Genomic DNA, 16991 nt, shown 5'->3' on the forward strand with positions numbered 1-16991 from the left:
TGAAGCTTTAGCAGGCACGATATGCAAACAAATTTAGTCCAGCAGTTCGCTAATACAACAGAAGGGCAGGAAGCAGAAGCCATACTGCGGGCTTGCGTCCACTGCGGATTCTGCACCGCAACCTGCCCAACCTACCAGGAACTCAACGACGAGCGCGACGGCCCCCGAGGCCGCATCTACCTCATGAAAATGTTCCTCGAAGGCGCCGAAGTCACCGAAAAAACCCGTGAACACCTCGACCGCTGCCTAACCTGCCGCAGCTGCGAAACCACCTGTCCATCCGGTGTTCAGTACGGTCGCCTTCTGGACATCAGCCGCAACCTTATCGACAAAGAACTGCCACGCCCCCCGAAAGAAAAGTGGGTGCGCTGGGCCCTGGCGCGAGTACTGCCCAATCGAGTACTGTTTGGGAACTTGTTGAAGCTTGGGCAAACCTTCGCCCCCATACTGCCCGCCAAACTGCGAGCCAAAGTGCCACCGAAAAAACAGGCAAGCCCCTGGCCGGCCGCAAGCCACAACAGAATAGTTCTGGCGCTGGCAGGCTGCGTGCAGCCCTCTGCCACACCGAACACCAACGCAGCTGCCGCTCGAGTGCTGGACAAGCTCGGCATCACCATGGTCGAAGCCCCGGAAGCCGGATGCTGCGGGGCGGTTAACTATCACCTCTCTGAGCACGAAAAGGGCCTTGAGCGCATGCGCCAGAACATCGATGCGTGGTGGCCAGCCATCGAATCTGGTGCAGAGGCACTGATTATGACCGCCTCTGGTTGTGGCGCCATGGTGCAGGACTACGGACACTTGTTGAGAAACGACCCTGTCTATTCTGCCAAGGCCGCGAGAGTCAGTGAGCTCTGCACCGACCTTGGCGCATATTTGCTGAATCAGAATCTCGAAAGCCTCAAGGTGCAGAACACCTCAGGCAAGGTTGCGTTCCATTGCCCCTGCACACTGCAACATGCAATGAAACAGAGCGGTGTTGTGGAGCAGGTGCTTACCAAGGCAGGCATCAACTTGGCCATCACCAAAGACAAGCATTTGTGCTGTGGTTCTGCAGGCACTTATTCGGTATTGCAGCCAGAACTAAGCCAGAAACTGCTGGGCAACAAGATCAAAGCGCTGACCGTGGATAATCCTGACCGCATCGTAACGGCCAACGTAGGTTGCCAAATGCACCTTGAGACCAAAGCTCAAGTGCCTGTGCAGCACTGGATTGAACTGCTGGATCAATAAGTAGTAGGGCTAGCCTGCTCTGTATTCCTTATGATGATTGTGATGCTCCCTCAGTGATTTCCGTCACTAAGGGAGTGTATCTTGCTGCTATGGGCTAGACTGCTAAGTTGTAAGCACGCTAACAATCAATCCACGGTTTCAGCAGCGTCTGCCTGGCCTCTCTCATTTGGATACCGATTTGAATACAACCCCTATGTCCCACCTTCAGCTAGCCGTCCTACTGGGCATGACCGTTGCATTGGGGCCCTTGGCACTTGATGCATACCTGCCGGCTTTTCCGGAAATTGCTGATGAGTTGGGTGTGGGCCATGGGGGCGTCGGCCTCACACTGAGCGCTTATATTGGTGCTTTGGGGCTTGCGCAGTTGCTGGGCGGGCCATTATCCGACCGCTATGGCCGACAGCGGATATTGTTCGCTGGGCTGCTGGTTTTTGCTATTGCCGCCTATATGGTTGCCCAGTCTGAAACCCTTGCAAACATGCTGGGATGGCGGATTGTGCAGGGCATTGGTGGGGCGTTTTGCGCAGTGTCCGTGCCGGCCATAGTTCGCGATCAAACCAGTGGTCAGGATGCTGCCCGGTTGTTCGGGTTGATTGGCTTGGTCATGTTCATTGCACCTGCGGCCGCACCCTCTATTGGCTCGGCATTACTGTATTTCAGCGAGTGGAATGTGATCTTTCTGATGCTGGCAGGTTACGCCGCTCTGCTGGCCGTTGTTCTGCATTTCCAATTGTTTCGGCGCCTACCTCCCCGCCAAACAGAACGCACCCCTGTTGCCACGCTGGTAACCAACTATGGGCTGGTGCTTCGCCATGGTGTAACCATGCGCTTTGTTGGGCTGCAAGCGCTGTGCTTCAGTTCCATGATGGTGTTTATCACACACGCATCGTTTATTTATCAGGAGTGGTTTGGGCTCTCAAATGCCATGTTTTCGGGGCTGTTCGCTGCAAATATAGTGGCTATGGCAAGTTTGAATCTGCTCAACCGTCGCCTGCTAAACAAATATGAATCCGTGCGCATTCTCAGAGTCTGCGTGTTCCTGCAGGCCATTGCTGTGAGCGCGCTGGTAATCTGCGCTTGGGCGGGCGCACCCTACTGGGTGATAGCAGGCTGCATTATTGTTGCAGTTGGGTTCATGGGCGCCATTATTCCCAACAACATGGCCAATGCCCTGGAGTTCTTTCCCCATCTTGGCGGCACTGCAGCAGCAATGTTGGGCGCTGCACAGTTCACGATTGCGGGCGTGATAAGCGCACTGTCAGCCACCCTGGCTGGTGGAGCCTTGTTGCCTATCGTGTTGGTTATGGCGGTGTGCATTTACGGCGCTGCTGTGCTGGCTGCTGGCGGGCCAGCAGCGATTGAGCGTAAGAAGCAGGCCTGGGGTTAGCTGGCAGAACTAGCTTTTGGCGCGCCGAGCCTTTGCAGCATTGCTCTGCTTGGCAATCGAAGCGCGGGAGCTAATACCCTGATCAATGTACAACACTGCATCTGTAATTTGAGGGAACATGTGCTCATTTAGCACATACGGCCCCAGTGTAGATGATTGTGTGAGGGTGTCGCGCACAGGGCCAATCAGGCTAACCAGATAGAATTCAATGCCCTGTTCCCGCAGATTTTCAATCACGCTTTCCAGCATTATTAACGACGTGGTATCGATGCTGCTAACCGATTGAGCATCGAGAATCACGCCTTTCAAAGCACCCTCCGGGCGCTTCTTGATAAGGCTGTATAGCCGGCTTTTGAAATAGTCTTTATTGGCGAAATAAAGGGGTGCATCGAAGCGGAAAATAAGCAGGTCTTTGCGAACGCTGGTGCTCTCGAATCGAGTTATGTTGCGATAGAGATCTTCGCCATCAAGTTTGCCGAGTTCAGCCATGTGCGGTGTTGTGCTGTTATAAATCACCAGCATCAGCGATACCGCTACGCCCACCAGCAAACCCTGCTGTACTCCCAACAAGATGGTGATAACAAAGGTGACCAGCAGAATCAGAAACTCTTTTCTGTCTTGCCGGAACAGCGCCTTCATTTCCTTATATTTGAATAGCCCCAACACCGACATAACGATAATCGCTGCCAGAGCAGCTTTCGGTAGGGGGTAGTCGGTGAACAGAGGCGTGAGGAAAATCACCGTGATCGCAATCAAGGCAGAAGAAATGAGCCCGGACACCTGAGTTAGTGCGCCCGCTTCCCGCATCGCCGCGCTACGAGAAAAACTGGCTGAAACCGGAAAACTGCGAAACATGGCACCCAGAGCATTGGCCAAACCGAGTGCAATCAACTCCTGATTGGGTTGGGCGCTGCGTTTGTCTTTAGGCGATTCCTGGGATTTGCAAATCGACATGGTGCCTACAAATCCCATCAGGGCTACGGTAAATGCCACCGGCAGCAGCTCACCAAGCTTTGCAAGATCAAAATCCGGGAACTGCAACGAAGGGAAACCCTGGGGTACAGAATTGATAACTTCTACACCCGCCTGCCCGGCATGGAAAAGCCCCGAGAGCAGCATGGTGCCAACCAGCAGAATCAGCGCGCTAGGCACCTTTGGCGCACGATGTTTACACAGATATATAAACAGCAGGCTTGCCACAGAAATAGCTACGGTAAGGCCATGCCAGTTGGCTATGTTCAAGAGTAGTTGGTAGCAAAGGTCGAGCACGTTGGCGCTATCAACATGCACTCCCGTCAGGCTTTGGAGCTGGCTACCTATGATGATCAGGGCCGCAGCCGAGGTGTAGCCAACAACTACCGGGTAGGAGAGGAAGTTGGCGATAAACCCGAAGCGAAGCACCCCAAACAGAAACTGAATCAAGCCAACCAGCAGGGTTAACTCAATGGCAAGCTGGAGGTATTGGTCTGAGCCAGGCTCTGCGAGCACGCTGAGGCCGGAGAGAATAAGAATGGCGTCTAGTGCCACCGGCCCAATGGAAATCTTGTTGGAGGTTCCCAGCAGGGCGTACAAAAGCGGCGGAAAGATCGACGCATATAGCCCAAACTCTGGTGGCAGGCCGGCCAGCACCGCATAGCCCATGCTTTGCGGGATTAGCATAACGCCAATAGCCAGGCCCGATACCACGTCCCGCCTTAATGTGTGGGCCGAGTATCCTTGCAACCAGAGCAAGCCAGGCAATAGTTTGAAAAGCATAAAAACAGTTTATCGCTTGAGGGCTGGCATTCAAGTGTGTGGAAATCGATGGGCTGAATCAAGAAGTATCAGTGGGGCGCTCAGTAGGCCCCGCGAATCAGATCGATTCCCGGGGTCAGCACCTCTTCCCATGCATCGCCAAGTTCTTTGGTGTACTCAGGATCATGCAAGCGAACGGTTTTCAGTAGCGAGTCCAGCCAAAACGAGTACCACTCAGGATTGATGTTCAGGTTTGAGCGGTTATGGCTCTCTCCAAGTGCTTTGAGTTTGCGGTCTGGCATACCACGTGCGGTAAGAATCAGTTGCAAAACGCCGTGGCGAAGAAGATGCCGTTGCGCGGGCATGTCTGTATTCACAAAGCGGTTCTTGATGGCATCGGCGCTCGACATGAAATGGTCGTAAAAATCGATAAAAAACTCATCACGGTTGCAGCACCTTCCGTAGCTTTGGAAAACCAGATCGGTGTTATTCATATGCGTTGAGAGGTCCTTCAAAAATAGGGGGCAATTGAGTAGGGCGCTAAGGGTAATGGCTGGCCGTCGTTTCTTCTGTTGAGTTTTGTAAACGAACGAGGAAGCACAGGGCTCGCTAAATACAGCAGAAGGCAGACAGGCTATGAGGTGCGTGTCTTTCCCTATATTCTTTGCAGTCTCGGTAACTGCTAAGATGCAGGGTTAAAACACAATGCCAATGGAGACATCACGATGGCGAAAAAGAAGCTAAGCCCCACAAAGCACAGTGCTGTGCAGCGGGAACTCAAAACCCCCAAGTATCAAATGCGCGTGGTCGAAGACAAAAGCAAATATCGCCGCAGCCGTGACAAAAATGGACGGATGGAGGATTTTCGCAAAGCTGCCTGAAGGGCTGTTTTACGAAAATCCTTCGTTTGTGCTGTTTGATGACACTACTTCAAGGGACTTGCGCTTAGTGCCATTGAGTAGATAGGCACAGCCGTAAAGACAGGCAACTATCACCACCGAAAGCACGGCCTTTTTCCACAAGGGCAGGCTGAACTGTTCAAACAGCAGGTGACTGATCAAAGGGAGGGTGGCTAAAAACAGGGCAATCGCCGTGATTTTTTGCCAGAGGCTTACTTCCGGGTCGTACTTTTTATAGTTCTCAATATCATAGGGCGTCCACGGATCGTTCTCGGTGACATCCGCAGGGCGCCAACCCGTGGGCATGAACCACAGCTTGATCTTGTCCGTCCACTTTCCGGTATTTACTGCGTCTTTCCAAAGCCTTGCCCACCAATCCACATGAGCGTTTAGCGGGTCCCAGCTTCGATAGGGTTTGCGCACACCGTAAACGCAGGGCTCATCATCCCGCTCTTCTGCCCAGGTACCAAAAAGCTTGTCCCAAAACATGACCACGCCGCCATAGTTCTTGTCGACATAGCGGGGGTTAACTGCATGGTGAACGCGGTGGGCAGAAGGCGTGTTAAAAACGCCTTCAATTAGAGGTACCCGGCCAATAGCTTTGGTGTGTATCCAGAACTGGAAGAACTTGTTCAGAAGCAATACCGTTGCGAAGACTTCGATTGGGCAACCCATAAATGCCATTGGAAGAAAGATCGGGAATACCAATGTGTCCTGCAGGGCGCCTTGGCGGAGGGCTACCGTAAAATTGTACTCCTCACTTTGGTGGTGGGGCAGGTGACCATTCCACATAAAGTTGATGGTATGGGACACGCGGTGGCCCCAGTAGTAAAAGAAGTCATAAACGAAGAAGAACAGAATCCATGTGAACGCTGAGCCCATGCTCCATTCAAACAGGCCGAACCTGTTGGACAGATAGGCAAAGATCAGGAACAGGCCACCTTTTGTAAACAGCTCGAAAATCAGCGTGATAATTCCGCAGCTCATGTTGGTTAGGCTATCGTTCACACGCAGCGGAGTCCGGTTTTTACGCCAGAAAAACAGTGATTCCAAACCTATAAACAGCAAGAAAAACGGAATGGAAAAAGCTACAAAGTGATCAGCCATTACTACCCTCATTATTTTTATTGATGGTTTGAAGTTACAGTGGCATCAAAACAAAAGCTTGCGCGAATGCGACACTTTCTTGTTGGTAGACGCGGCCTAACTAGCCACGACTAAAAAATTGCCGTTAAATACAGTTCAAGACGGTAAAGAACGCAGGGCAGGGTGACTTGTTTTGCAAGCACAAGGATAAGGACACCCTCCATGCCTCTCCTGATGAAATTCCCCGCTGCCCCTGGATTGGCGGCTTGTAGGGTTGTTGTGTGCATTATTCTGCTGTGGGTTGTGAGTATTGCAGCGCATGCGGTGCCAACCCTGGATGTAAGCGGTGACAGGGTCCACCTGAAGGACTTTTCCGTCGGGTATTTTGTTGATAGCTCACAATCGCTGAGTTACCAGGAAGCTCGTAAGGAGACTTTCGGGGCAGCAAACAGCACGGCCACTCTTGGTACCGGAGCATCGGTAACCTGGCATCGGATTGCGCTGCACAACTCAGGGGCTGAGGAAAAGGCGCTTTATCTGCACATGCCTATGGCGTACCAGGTGCGCGCAATCGATATTTACGAAGAGGGCTCCCAAGGCTGGGTGAGTCAGGCGGCGGTTGATCTTAACGAAGCCAGTGACAACCCATTGATGCACCGGGGGACGGTAGTCTATCCATTCTCGGTGCCTGCAGGAGAAACGGCGGTTTTATTTGTCCGAAGCCAGTTGTACTCACACCAGTGGTTTGCCGCGGAAATTTACGACGACAAGCATTCGCGAAAGGCCTTGGTGGGTGGGCATCTGGACATCGCACTACTGGTGGGGATGATGATGGCGCTGGTGTTCTATAACGGCCTGCTCTACTTCGCCACCAGCAAGAAAGAAAACCTGCTCTACTCCCTCTACCTCATTTCGGGTGTTGTCTGGATAGCCCTCTCCTACGGGCTGCTTGCCAAAGCGTTCAATATGTACGGAGATGCCGTGTTCATATTGAACCTATCTGTATTTACCATGCCGATTTTTCTTGTGCTGTTCATGATGGTGATTTTCGAAACCCGTGAGTTTTATGTTACCGAACATAGAATACTCAAGGGATTGCTGGCCCTACTGATTGCAGGCCTCGCTTACGGCCTCTTCGATATTGAAGGCGCTTTGATACCCGCAAGCAGCCTGGCAGCACTGATGATGGTGGTCACTTTTTCGGTAAGCCTCTCGATATTGCGCAAAGGCCACCCCTTGGCAAAATTCTTTCTCGTGGGGCATAGCTTCTTTGTCGTGTTCAACGGGTTTGCGGTGCTGTTCTACAAAGGCCTGATCGAGCCTAATTACCTCAACAGCCACGGTGTCGGGGTTGGTATCGTGCTGGAAGCGATCACTCTGGCATTTATCATTTCGTACCGAATCAAAGTGCTGGAAGATATCCGGTCCCAGCAGGATGAGCTCAAACGGCAGGCAGCGACTGATCCGCTTACCCAGCTTTATAATCGGCGGTTTTTTATGACCGAAGGTGAGCATCTGGTTCAGCAGGCGAGAACTACAGGGGAGCAGGTCTCTGTTATTGCCCTGGATATCGATCATTTTAAGGCAGTGAACGACACCTACGGGCACCACGCTGGAGACTTGGTTTTGAAAGATATGGCCGGCATTTTCCAGAAATTCAGCCGAAGCAGGGATCTGGTTGCCCGCTTTGGCGGCGAGGAGTTTGTGATTCTTTTACCTGGCGCCGATCAGGCAGAAGCCGAAGGCTGTGCTGAGCGTATCCGCCAAGGCGTTGAGAAGCATGTGGTTCAAGCCGGCGAAAACGTGACTATTCGGGTTACGGTAAGCTTGGGTGTTGCACAAGTGAATAGTCACATGGAATCGGTGGAGGATGCCGTCAAGAGGGCCGACAAGGCGCTATACGAAGCTAAAGAAGGCGGGCGAAACCGCGTGTGCTTTGTGGTTTGAAAGCGGAATTGCGAAGAATGGATGTTCAGAAACAACAAAACCCGCACAAGGCGGGTTTCATCTGAATTCTTAATGGTGCCCGGAGGCGGAATCGAACCACCGACACGAGGATTTTCAATCCTTAAAAGTGAGCATTTTTTGACGTTGATCTACTTCCCAAAAATACAACTAACTGCATGATATTCAACTAATAGTTGACAATTAAAACACTTCTTTACATTGACTCGCATACACCGGTATTCTCTGAATTTGCTTACATAGTGCTTACACGGCGCTTACATTTTTAGGGAAGGGTTCACGGTGCGAGTTAATCTGACGGCTGGAAGGATCGAGAGCTTCAAGTGCCCCGCTGATACGAAACAATGCTTTCTTTGGGATTCTACGGTGCCAGGATTGGGCGTTCGTGCCACCGTTAAGACAAAGGCTTTCATCTATCAGGGGCGGGTTGATAAAAAGGCAATCCGGCTAACCATTGGCGACGTTCGCACATGGGGTATAGACGAGGCCCGCGCTGAAGCCCGTAGACTGGGTACGCTGCTAGATCAGGGAATTGACCCACGCCTAGAAAAGAAACAGCGCCTTGATGATCTGAAGCAGGAACAGAGCGAATCAAAACGGGCTGATGCCACCGTTGCTGATGCTTGGTCGGATTATATCGAAGCGAGAAAACCCCGGTGGAGTGAGCTTCACCTGAAGGATCACCACAAGATCAGCCAGACCGGTGGTTTACCCCGCCAGCGTGGAAAGGGAAAGACACAACCCGGTGCATTAGCACCGTTGATGAAAATGAAGCTGGCGGACATAAACGCTGGCACCGTGGGGCAATGGCTGGCAAAGGAAGTTGAAACACGACCTACCCGCGCCCGATTAGCGTTTGCCCTGTTTCGCGCCTTCCTGAACTGGTGTGACGACAATCCCCGTTATCAGGGTTTAAGTAGCCCTGATGCTTGCTCAAAACGAATTGCTAAACAGACGTTACCCCGCAAAGGGGTGAAAACGGATTGCTTGCAGCGTGAACAGTTGCCCGCCTGGTTCAATGGCGTTCAGCAAATTCAAAACCCCGTTATTTCTGCATACCTTCAAATCCTGATGCTCACCGGTGCAAGGCGCGGTGAACTGGCAGCCCTGCAATGGTCAGACGTTGATTTTCGGTGGGAGAGTCTTTCTATTCGGGACAAAGTAGAAGGGGAGCGCATTATTCCGTTAACCCCTTATGTGGCTTTCCTGATCGACTCGCTACCGCGCCGGAACGAATGGGTGTTCTCTAGTCCAACGTCAAAGCGTGGGCACCTTGTAGAACCACGGGCACAACACCAAAGGGCGCTAGCGGTTGCCGGAATCGAAGGACTCACCCTGCACGGTCTGAGGCGGTCATTCGGGACGCTTTCGGAGTGGGTAGAAGTGCCCGCAGGTATCGTCGCGCAAATCCAAGGACACAAGCCTAGCGCCACCGTAGAAAAGCACTACCGCCAGCGTCCGCTAGACCTGTTGCGACAATGGCACGAGAAAATAGAAGTCTGGATTCTGGAACAGGCCGGAATTGAATTTGAACCACCGGTGGCGGGCAAACGTCTACGCGCCGTGTAACTGAAACCTGATAGTCGGGCAATTGGAGATGATGACCATAAAACAAGGCAATGTAGCAATCACCGGTGAGGTAACGGAACAGGAAGCCCGCCAGCTTGAACAGTCGCTAGAGGAAACACGATCCGGCAGACTTGGCGCGTTCAGTCTGATGATGTTGTCAGATGATGATATTCAGGAAGAAATGAAGCATGACCCGCTTTATGTTTCTGACTCGCTGGCGGATATACGGGAAGCCCTGGAAGCACACCGGAGGGTGACAGAGCTGATGGAAACAGCGGTGAACCGGCTGGAAGGAATGCGGGGGTAAGAGTGGCTTGGTTCCTGCGTTTGATGGGGAGTCCCATTCATATTGTGATGAGTGACGAGTGGGCTTCGCGTCACCGCCCTCTAACTTTTACGCTCCCTGCCGATGCTGCGTTATATGGCACTGCGGATTCGATAAAGGAGGGGCGAACACCTGAAGGCTATTTTCTGGCGTTTGATGTTGAGTTTTCACCGGATGGTATTTGCTTTGCCCTCGTCGGTGGGGAATTGTCGTTTGTGCCAGAGTATTGGGGGCAAGCATGGCAGGCATCATGCACACCGCCGAGAGTCCTAAAGTTGGCCGAGGTGGCGGATGACTGGTTGGCTTTTATGTTTGGATATCGAGAGTTTGATGGTAAACGGAAACGAGAGAAGAAGGACCGTGCGATTAAAGACTACCTAGTGAACACGGTACATGGGTTGCGATATTTGCACGAACAGGAAGAGGGGGAAGAGCTGACTGTACCCACTGCGGTTGGGCAGGTTGTTGAAGCCCTGACCGATGGGAAGGAGGGGGCGCATTTTCCTGATGACTCCCCGGTGCCCTGGCCTGAAAAATGGGGGATATCGGATAGCGAATCTTCAGACGCACTGCTGAAGGCCGTAAACAGCGACCGCAAGGAAGCAGCCGAAATAAAGGGGTGGAAGATCAAAAAGGGCAGGCCCAAAGGAAAGAAGACAGACGAATAGGGGGAAAATACTTTTTGTCCTATTTCCATTAATCCCTTCCGCTATCGTGGCTCCCGTTGAATGCAACGCAATCTAAGGAGCCATAGTCATGCTGACTACAGAACAACTCGCCGAAAAACTGCACGTTAAGCCCAACACTATCCGGTCTGCACTATGCCGCACCGGTTCGTATATGGGTATCCGCCCTACAAAACTCCCAAACCGCTTTCTGGCCTGGCCTGATGATGCCGTTGAACGGCTGGTGGCTCAGCCGCAAAGCAGCACCGAAAGCCAGCAAGCGTAGAGGGAGGGTTGATCATGTCTGTTATTCAAGTTGAAGCGTTTGAAGCGCCGCTGTCTTGGCCGGTATCAGAAAGTACAAGGATTGTCCTGAAGGACTCGGAGGGTCGTGTGTTCATTACACCCCGCGGTGCGTGTGTGCGAGATGCACGGGCTATTAAGAAGGCAAAAGCGGATGGTCAACCGATGTATGAAAGGAACGGCCGGGTATTCATGCCTCTGGATTGGTTGTTCTCCAATGCTTGGCCTAATGCGAAATTACCCAAAATCAGGAAAGTTTGTCCGGCGGATATTCCGGTGAAGTTTTACACCGCGATGACTGAAAAGTTACCCGGCAGACTCGTAGAGGTGAAGGTGGTAAGGAGCGTGTCTGATGTCTTCAGCAAACACTAAACAAACCACCCCGGAGAAGGCACCGGGGTTAATACCCCCGAACCTGGAAGCAGTGCCAGAGGAACTTCAGCAATACCGGCGATGGGTGGTTTGGAAAGCCGTAGCAATGACAAAGCGCGATGGCACCGTTAAAACGACTAAGGTTCCCCACAACCCGAAAACTGGAAAGCCTGCCAGCACGAAAAGGCCGGAAACGTGGGGCACCTTTGACGATGCCTGTGAAGCCTATTTGATGGATGGTTACACGGGGATAGGGTTTGTCTTCACCGCTGATGATCCGTTCGTGGGGGTAGACCTGGACAACTGTTTTGATGAGTCCAGCAATTTGCGAGATGACGCACGGCGGGCGGTGGATGAACTGCAATCATTCACCGAGAGATCTCCATCCGGTACCGGTCTGCACATTATCTGCGAAGGGGAGTTGCCCGGTGTCGGTCACTGCGACAACAAAGCAGGCCGGGAAATGTACCAGGAGGGGCGGTTCTTCACGATAACTGCTGATGTGGTGGAAGGGTTGGGCACCATTAAAGCAGGCGGTGCTCCCCTCAAAAGGCTGTATTCAGATTGGTTCGGACAATCCGCTAGCAATGATGAAAAGCACACCGTCGGTGATCTGGATTGGGATTCTGAAGCCCCGTTGGTGCCGTTAGAAGATATGCCGGTAGGGGAGAGCTGCAAAGCGCTGATTAGGGACGGTGAAGGGTTAGACAAATACACTGATCCTACCGGAAGTCCTGACCGTTCTGCTGCACTGTTTGCCGTGTGCCGTGAAATGGTGAATGCCGGTGTGAACAAAGAGTCGATCCTGACGGTACTCACCGATAAGGAACACTATTTAGCAAGTGCGGCACTGGATCGAAGGGGAGGCAACCCGGAATCAGCAAAAGAATGGCTGTGGAAATACACGCTGGCAAAAGTGCTGACGGATTGGCGGGAACTGGTGAACCTGTTTGATGACTTGCCACCATTGGAACGGAAAGAGCGGGCACCGGTTCGCCGTGGTTTTCGGTTTATTTCTGGTGCTGAGTTGATAGCCAATATCGCGCCCGTTCAGTGGTTGGTAGAGAAGTACATTGAAGCTAACGCAATGGTGATCCTTTTTGGTGAACCCGGTGTGGGTAAATCATTCGTTGCCCTTGATATGGCGTGTTGTATCGCCACCGGTGAAGCATGGCAGGGGCTACCGGTAAAAAAGGGGCCGGTTTTCTATATCGCTGGTGAGGGGCACGCCGGTATAGGCCGCAGGCTTGCCGCCTGGTGTAAGCACCGAGGGGTGAAGCTGGAAAACATCATGGTGAGCAATACCGCTGTAGCGCTCACCGAGAAAGAGAACGTGATGGCTATCGTGAGGATGATTCGACGGCTGATCAGTGAGCACGGAACCCCAGCGCTGATTGTAGTGGATACATTGGCAAGAAATTTCGGTGGCCTCGATGAGAACAGTAACAAAGATATGGGGCTGTTCGTTCAGCATATGGACCGGCTGAAGCATGAGCTGCATACCACCGTTTTAATCGTTCACCATACAGGGCAGGGGAATAAAGACCGCGCCCGTGGTGCCAGCGCACTGAAGGGAGCTGTTGATATTGAACTCCGGGTTGACGCGAGGCCTGGCGGAACAGTCGCCTTACAGGCAACAAAAATGAAAGATGCCGAGTTACCCGAATCGGTTTTGATGAGGCTTCACGGTGTTGATCTGGGAGAAATCGGAAGCAGTGCGGTAGTGGTCAAGGCTGACGAGTTCGTTGATGACCCCGAGCCACCAATGTCCAAACAGCAAAAGCAAATTTGGGAAATTCTGGTTCACGCAATTGATGAAACCGCCGGTGGTGTTCTGGACAACAAAGCGTTGGTTGAACGGTGTGGTAGTCAGGGAATAAATCCCGCACGGGTATCGGAAGCCAGAAAGCATTTTGAAGTTCAGGAATTGATCACCGTGGCCAAGGAAGGCAAAGCGATAAAAATCCATCGGAATGACCCGATTCTTGATTAACCCTCCCCTCTGATAGTTCGGAAATCCAACCGAACTATCTTTTTTCCTCATCTGGAAGTTCGGAATTATTCGGTTCGATAGTTCGGGAAAGCGAATAACCGGAATCCCTTGTGTCCCAAGCGGTTTGGCACAGGGGAGTTTTTTTGTTCGGTTCGGTGGTTCGGTGTCCCGCAATGTTCGTTCGGTGTACCCCCCTTTAGGGGTACCGAACATGCGAACCGAACTGAACTACTCGGTGATTAGTAACTGAATTGTGGTGCTATAGAGTTTTTGAAAATAACCGAATACCGCGCTCCGCGATCCCCCCGGTGGCTTAACTGGCTGGTAAGGACCCGTTTAAGGTGGGGATGCGAGCATGGTGAGTCTATGTTTTTCTTTAATGGTAAAATTTTCAGTGCTGCGCTATGGTGGTAAACAGTGTAAAAAAAGGTGTAAAATTTCTCGCCTTCATTCGCTGGCTGGCATCGCCAAAGGTAGGAAAATGAAAAAAGTTCTGGCTAAACCTCCACTCGTGCACGCGGTTATTCATCTTAGGTTCTCAGATGTTCCCGCGCTCACAGCTGCATCTCCAGAACTGCTTCATAGCTTGCACGTAAATATGATAGAGGCGGGGTTCTCGGAGAATATTGAGAGCCAGGCCGAGCTGGTAGATGTGATGATTGACTCGGCCACTCAACAAGTAAAACAGCGCAAAGAGTCTAGGAAGCGATACTTATACCGAGCTGCTGGAGAACAGGACATCTTTGAAATAACCCAGAATACTGTTGTTTTAAAAACCACCGACTACAAAACTTTCGAGGAGTTTAGTGGGACTTTCAAAAAGTTGCTTTGCATTTGCCGTGACGTAATTGTTGGTCTGGAAAAGGCTCTATTAAAAAGTATTGGATTAAGATACGTGGATGTGATTGCTCCTGACAATGAAAAAGAGCTCAGAGAGTTTATCTCAGAAGACATTCTTCCTGCGAATCTGAGGGCGCTTGAAGGCCGGCGGCATATACATGGCTTTACCGCCAAACAAGCCGAAACAGCTCCAGGCCAAACCATTAGGGTGGGGTTTGAAGAGTTGCCGTGCAATGATAGGAAGGTTCATAAGGTTCTGCCCGACAACCTTCTTGAGGCTGATAAGAGGTGTGCGTTACTTATTAGTGGCCATAAGGAGTGGTTGAGCGTATCTGGTGAGACTTATGGAATTCTTGACGTTGATCACATCAAAAATTTCATTGGTAGTCCGCAATTTAGTGTGGAAAGTGTCGTAGAGTCTCTTGCTCCTCTATATGAGGATGCGAACAAAGTGTTTTGGAATGCGATTTCTGATGACGCTAAGGATGCATGGGGATATAAGGAGGTCGGCAATGTGGACTAATTCAAGTGGTGTTGCTTCGGCAGCGATGGTAGGTGCATTTCTTTTCTCTACACACGCAGCGGGCATTGAGCTGCCTTCTGAGGATCTGCTGGAGTCACACTCTTATGTAGTGAACTTTGAGGAGGGGCATTGGAGTACTGCCAATATTAATGTGGATAGCGAAGCTGTCGCGAGCGAGCGTAGTGATGTTGCTGCATTAGGTATTGGTGATGTAATTCAAAAAGCGAAAATTTCGCTCGGCCTCCCGAATAAGGATATTGCGCGGATTTTTGGTGTGACGCGTCAAACTCTTTACTCGTACTCGAAAGGACTGGATTCGGAACGGACCGCAAATAGCCAAACTCGTCAGAGAGTTTTTCAGTTGACCCCGGTACTCGAAAGATTGGGGGCGATTTTCTCCAAAAGCCCTGGTGCAATGGCAAAGAACTATGTGATTGATGGTGTGACGTTATTCGATCTTTTAGTTCGAGATGAGCTGGACTTTGAGAAAATTTCTCAGGTGGCTCATGTTTTAAATGAGAAGCTTGAGAAAATCTCCGCATCTAGTTCTCGTCCTTCCGTATCTGGCGATGAGACCCTTCATGAGTTGAGCAAGCACGCATAAGGATTTCTTTGCAGTGACTTCACTGGGGCAGACTCTTTTTCACGACGTTTCACTCCGCCAAGGAAGCTATTTTCGGGTCAGTGACGTGGGAAGGGACGTCTGTGTGTCATGGTTAGACTCATTGCCTCGTGCTGACTTGCGTAAACGCCATAAGTTAATGCCCGAAAATGCACTTCTAGTTGTCATTTCTCAAGACTGCGATATTGCATGTCGTGCGGATAGTGCAGATCCGTGCATTGAATTGTGCGTGTTCAGGCCAATCAAAAGTCGAGACGTGTTTCACGGCAACCAATTCGTGCATAGCGTACGAAAGCTTCAACTAGTGGTTGAGGGGCAGTGGTTTGAAGCTAAGGTAGAAGCTATCGTCACTGTGCAAAAAGCAGAATTGGCTGAAGTGCTTGCCGGAGTGTGTTTGTCTGTGTTGTCAGAATTCGACCGTCAGTGCGTTGTGCGTTGGCGAGCCAATCGTTATTCCAGGACGGCGCTGCCGGACCAGTTCAATGAGCAGCTTTTCAAGGTTCTTGAGCCAGCGCTTCCCAAAATTGATGAGGCTGCGCGGATCGAGGGCTATGAAGGTAAAAGTTATATCAGAGCTTTGTATGTTTGGATTGACTCTCTGGTAGAAGCTGACTGTTACGACTTCGAAATTTTTGCATTGCTCCGCGACGATGTTGGCGATGAAGTCTTTTCAGCTATTCAGGATTTAATCGAGGAGCTGGCCGTAAGTCTTAGCGATGTTTCTGGGTTCAATGATGTAAGCGAAAATTACGTTGATCGAGACAGCCACACATTTGTTTCTTATCTTACAAGGTTTGTGAAATTGAACTTGGATTCTGAGTCTCTGAAGTCTGGTGACTCAGACACCGGCGTTGACCTTGATCCTTCCTGAGGATTGATTTGGCGGGTCCATCTCTTTCATCTTGACTGAACTTGCTTACATATTGCTTACAAGTCTGGCTTAAAAACAACAAAGCCCGCACGAGGCGGGCTAAGTCATTGAATTAGTGGTGCCCGGAGGCGGAATCGAACCACCGACACGAGGATTTTCAATCCTCTGCTCTACCGACTGAGCTATCCGGGCAAGTTGCTATACTGCTGTGCAACGGGGCGCTATTAAACCGGTTTCGGTGTAGTGAGTCAAGGCCGGCCCGGAAAAATATCTGATTCTTTTCAGGGTTGGTCAGGCTTTGATCAAACCGGGGTTATTTCTCCGGTGGTACATAGCCTTCGGCTTTGTCGAAAGGTTCGTTGTTAAAGAAATGCTCCATCTGAGCTTGCAGGTACTTGCGGGTGTTCGGGTCTATCAGGCTCAGGTGCTTTTCGTTGATGAGCATGGTTTGCTCGTGCTGCCATTCTTCCCAGGCCTGTTTGGAGATGTTGTCGTAGATGTCCTGACCCCTGGCGCCTGGCATGGGGGGGAAGCTCAGGCCTTCGAGATCTTTCTGGTGTTTACGGCAGAAAACGGTACGGCTCATGATCGCTCCTGTTGTCAAAGA

At 51.3% G+C, this 16991-nt stretch carries 17 protein-coding genes and 1 tRNA gene; 13 read left to right on the forward strand and 5 right to left on the reverse strand.

All coding sequences use genetic code 11. The features are described 5' to 3' along the window. The first annotated feature begins 21 nt into the window (after positions 1-21). Complete coding sequence (gene glcF, locus AADB16_RS05370) at positions 22-1230, forward strand: glycolate oxidase subunit GlcF (RefSeq protein ID WP_410801852.1); 1209 nt, start codon at positions 22-24, stop codon at positions 1228-1230. Between the two features lie 178 nt (positions 1231-1408). Then, positions 1409-2617, forward strand: a complete 1209-nt coding sequence (locus tag AADB16_RS05375) for a multidrug effflux MFS transporter (RefSeq protein WP_410801853.1) — start codon at positions 1409-1411, stop codon at positions 2615-2617. 9 nt (positions 2618-2626) lie between these two features. Here the strand turns inward: AADB16_RS05375 and AADB16_RS05380 are convergent, their stop codons facing one another. Beyond that, on the reverse strand, positions 2627-4372 hold the full coding sequence (locus tag AADB16_RS05380) for a SulP family inorganic anion transporter (RefSeq protein WP_309043765.1): 1746 nt from the start codon (positions 4370-4372) through the stop codon (positions 2627-2629). Between the two features lie 80 nt (positions 4373-4452). Next, entirely contained in the window at positions 4453-4845 is a 393-nt protein-coding gene (locus AADB16_RS05385) for a globin (RefSeq protein ID WP_309043764.1), read from the reverse strand. A gap of 231 nt (positions 4846-5076) precedes the next feature. On the opposite strand from AADB16_RS05385, the gene AADB16_RS05390 reads away from it, so the two are divergent. Continuing rightward, complete coding sequence (locus tag AADB16_RS05390) at positions 5077-5232, forward strand: hypothetical protein (protein ID WP_309043763.1); 156 nt, start codon at positions 5077-5079, stop codon at positions 5230-5232. 9 nt (positions 5233-5241) lie between these two features. Here AADB16_RS05390 and AADB16_RS05395 read toward each other — a convergent pair whose 3' ends face one another. Continuing rightward, complete coding sequence (locus tag AADB16_RS05395; protein ID WP_410801855.1) at positions 5242-6357, reverse strand: sterol desaturase family protein; 1116 nt, start codon at positions 6355-6357, stop codon at positions 5242-5244. 201 nt (positions 6358-6558) lie between these two features. Between AADB16_RS05395 and AADB16_RS05400 the strand changes: the two genes are divergently transcribed. The 10 genes from AADB16_RS05400 to AADB16_RS05445 all read left to right on the forward strand — a co-directional run bounded on the left by AADB16_RS05400 (position 6559) and on the right by AADB16_RS05445 (position 16384). Next, on the forward strand, positions 6559-8283 hold the full coding sequence (locus tag AADB16_RS05400) for a diguanylate cyclase (RefSeq protein WP_410801857.1): 1725 nt from the start codon (positions 6559-6561) through the stop codon (positions 8281-8283). Positions 8284-8583: 300 nt separating this feature from the next. After that, positions 8584-9870, forward strand: coding sequence for a tyrosine-type recombinase/integrase (locus AADB16_RS05405; RefSeq protein ID WP_410801859.1), 1287 nt, complete (start codon positions 8584-8586; stop codon positions 9868-9870). 31 nt (positions 9871-9901) lie between these two features. Further along, positions 9902-10177, forward strand: a complete 276-nt coding sequence (locus AADB16_RS05410; RefSeq protein WP_410801861.1) for a hypothetical protein — start codon at positions 9902-9904, stop codon at positions 10175-10177. Positions 10178-10179: 2 nt separating this feature from the next. Beyond that, positions 10180-10863 (forward strand): hypothetical protein, encoded by a 684-nt coding sequence (locus AADB16_RS05415; RefSeq protein WP_410801863.1) that lies wholly within the window; start codon positions 10180-10182, stop codon positions 10861-10863. Positions 10864-10951: 88 nt separating this feature from the next. Further along, positions 10952-11146 (forward strand): hypothetical protein, encoded by a 195-nt coding sequence (locus tag AADB16_RS05420; protein ID WP_410801865.1) that lies wholly within the window; start codon positions 10952-10954, stop codon positions 11144-11146. Positions 11147-11160: 14 nt separating this feature from the next. After that, positions 11161-11535 carry a hypothetical protein gene (locus AADB16_RS05425; RefSeq protein WP_410801867.1) on the forward strand — a complete coding sequence of 125 codons (375 nt, stop codon included), beginning with the start codon at positions 11161-11163 and terminating at the stop codon, positions 11533-11535. Then, entirely contained in the window at positions 11516-13528 is a 2013-nt protein-coding gene (locus AADB16_RS05430; protein WP_410801869.1) for an AAA family ATPase, read from the forward strand. Before AADB16_RS05425 ends, AADB16_RS05430 begins: the two co-directional genes overlap by 20 nt. Positions 13529-14009: 481 nt before the next feature. Further along, positions 14010-14891, forward strand: coding sequence for a TIGR04255 family protein (locus AADB16_RS05435; protein WP_410801871.1), 882 nt, complete (start codon positions 14010-14012; stop codon positions 14889-14891). After that, the gene (locus AADB16_RS05440) at positions 14881-15495 is read left to right on the forward strand and encodes a hypothetical protein (RefSeq protein WP_410801873.1); all 615 of its coding nucleotides are present in this window, start codon (positions 14881-14883) and stop codon (positions 15493-15495) included. The genes AADB16_RS05435 and AADB16_RS05440 overlap by 11 nt, the downstream gene beginning before the upstream one ends. A 103-nt stretch (positions 15496-15598) precedes the next feature. Further along, positions 15599-16384, forward strand: coding sequence for a hypothetical protein (locus AADB16_RS05445; RefSeq protein WP_410801875.1), 786 nt, complete (start codon positions 15599-15601; stop codon positions 16382-16384). 116 nt (positions 16385-16500) lie between these two features. Here AADB16_RS05445 and AADB16_RS05450 read toward each other — a convergent pair. Continuing rightward, a tRNA-Phe gene (locus AADB16_RS05450) sits at positions 16501-16576 on the reverse strand. Between the two features lie 121 nt (positions 16577-16697). Further along, on the reverse strand, positions 16698-16970 hold the full coding sequence (locus AADB16_RS05455) for an oxidative damage protection protein (RefSeq protein ID WP_298449145.1): 273 nt from the start codon (positions 16968-16970) through the stop codon (positions 16698-16700). Between the last annotated feature and the right edge of the window lie 21 nt (positions 16971-16991).

The sequence above is a fragment of the Marinobacter sp. KMM 10035 genome (genome assembly GCF_046537445.1).
Lineage (GTDB): Bacteria > Pseudomonadota > Gammaproteobacteria > Pseudomonadales > Oleiphilaceae > Marinobacter > Marinobacter sediminicola.

Coding starts and splice junctions, on each gene's coding strand:
- glcF (WP_410801852.1), top strand. CDS start 22: ATGCAAACAAATTTAGTCCAGCAGTTCGCTAATACAACAGAAGGGCAG.
- AADB16_RS05385 (WP_309043764.1), bottom strand. CDS start 4,845: ATGAATAACACCGATCTGGTTTTCCAAAGCTACGGAAGGTGCTGCAAC.
- AADB16_RS05395 (WP_410801855.1), bottom strand. CDS start 6,357: ATGGCTGATCACTTTGTAGCTTTTTCCATTCCGTTTTTCTTGCTGTTT.
- AADB16_RS05455 (WP_298449145.1), bottom strand. CDS start 16,970: ATGAGCCGTACCGTTTTCTGCCGTAAACACCAGAAAGATCTCGAAGGC.
- AADB16_RS05425 (WP_410801867.1), top strand. CDS start 11,161: ATGTCTGTTATTCAAGTTGAAGCGTTTGAAGCGCCGCTGTCTTGGCCG.
- AADB16_RS05440 (WP_410801873.1), top strand. CDS start 14,881: ATGTGGACTAATTCAAGTGGTGTTGCTTCGGCAGCGATGGTAGGTGCA.
- AADB16_RS05435 (WP_410801871.1), top strand. CDS start 14,010: ATGAAAAAAGTTCTGGCTAAACCTCCACTCGTGCACGCGGTTATTCAT.
- AADB16_RS05420 (WP_410801865.1), top strand. CDS start 10,952: ATGCTGACTACAGAACAACTCGCCGAAAAACTGCACGTTAAGCCCAAC.
- AADB16_RS05400 (WP_410801857.1), top strand. CDS start 6,559: ATGCCTCTCCTGATGAAATTCCCCGCTGCCCCTGGATTGGCGGCTTGT.
- AADB16_RS05410 (WP_410801861.1), top strand. CDS start 9,902: ATGACCATAAAACAAGGCAATGTAGCAATCACCGGTGAGGTAACGGAA.
- AADB16_RS05390 (WP_309043763.1), top strand. CDS start 5,077: ATGGCGAAAAAGAAGCTAAGCCCCACAAAGCACAGTGCTGTGCAGCGG.
- AADB16_RS05380 (WP_309043765.1), bottom strand. CDS start 4,372: ATGCTTTTCAAACTATTGCCTGGCTTGCTCTGGTTGCAAGGATACTCG.
- AADB16_RS05430 (WP_410801869.1), top strand. CDS start 11,516: ATGTCTTCAGCAAACACTAAACAAACCACCCCGGAGAAGGCACCGGGG.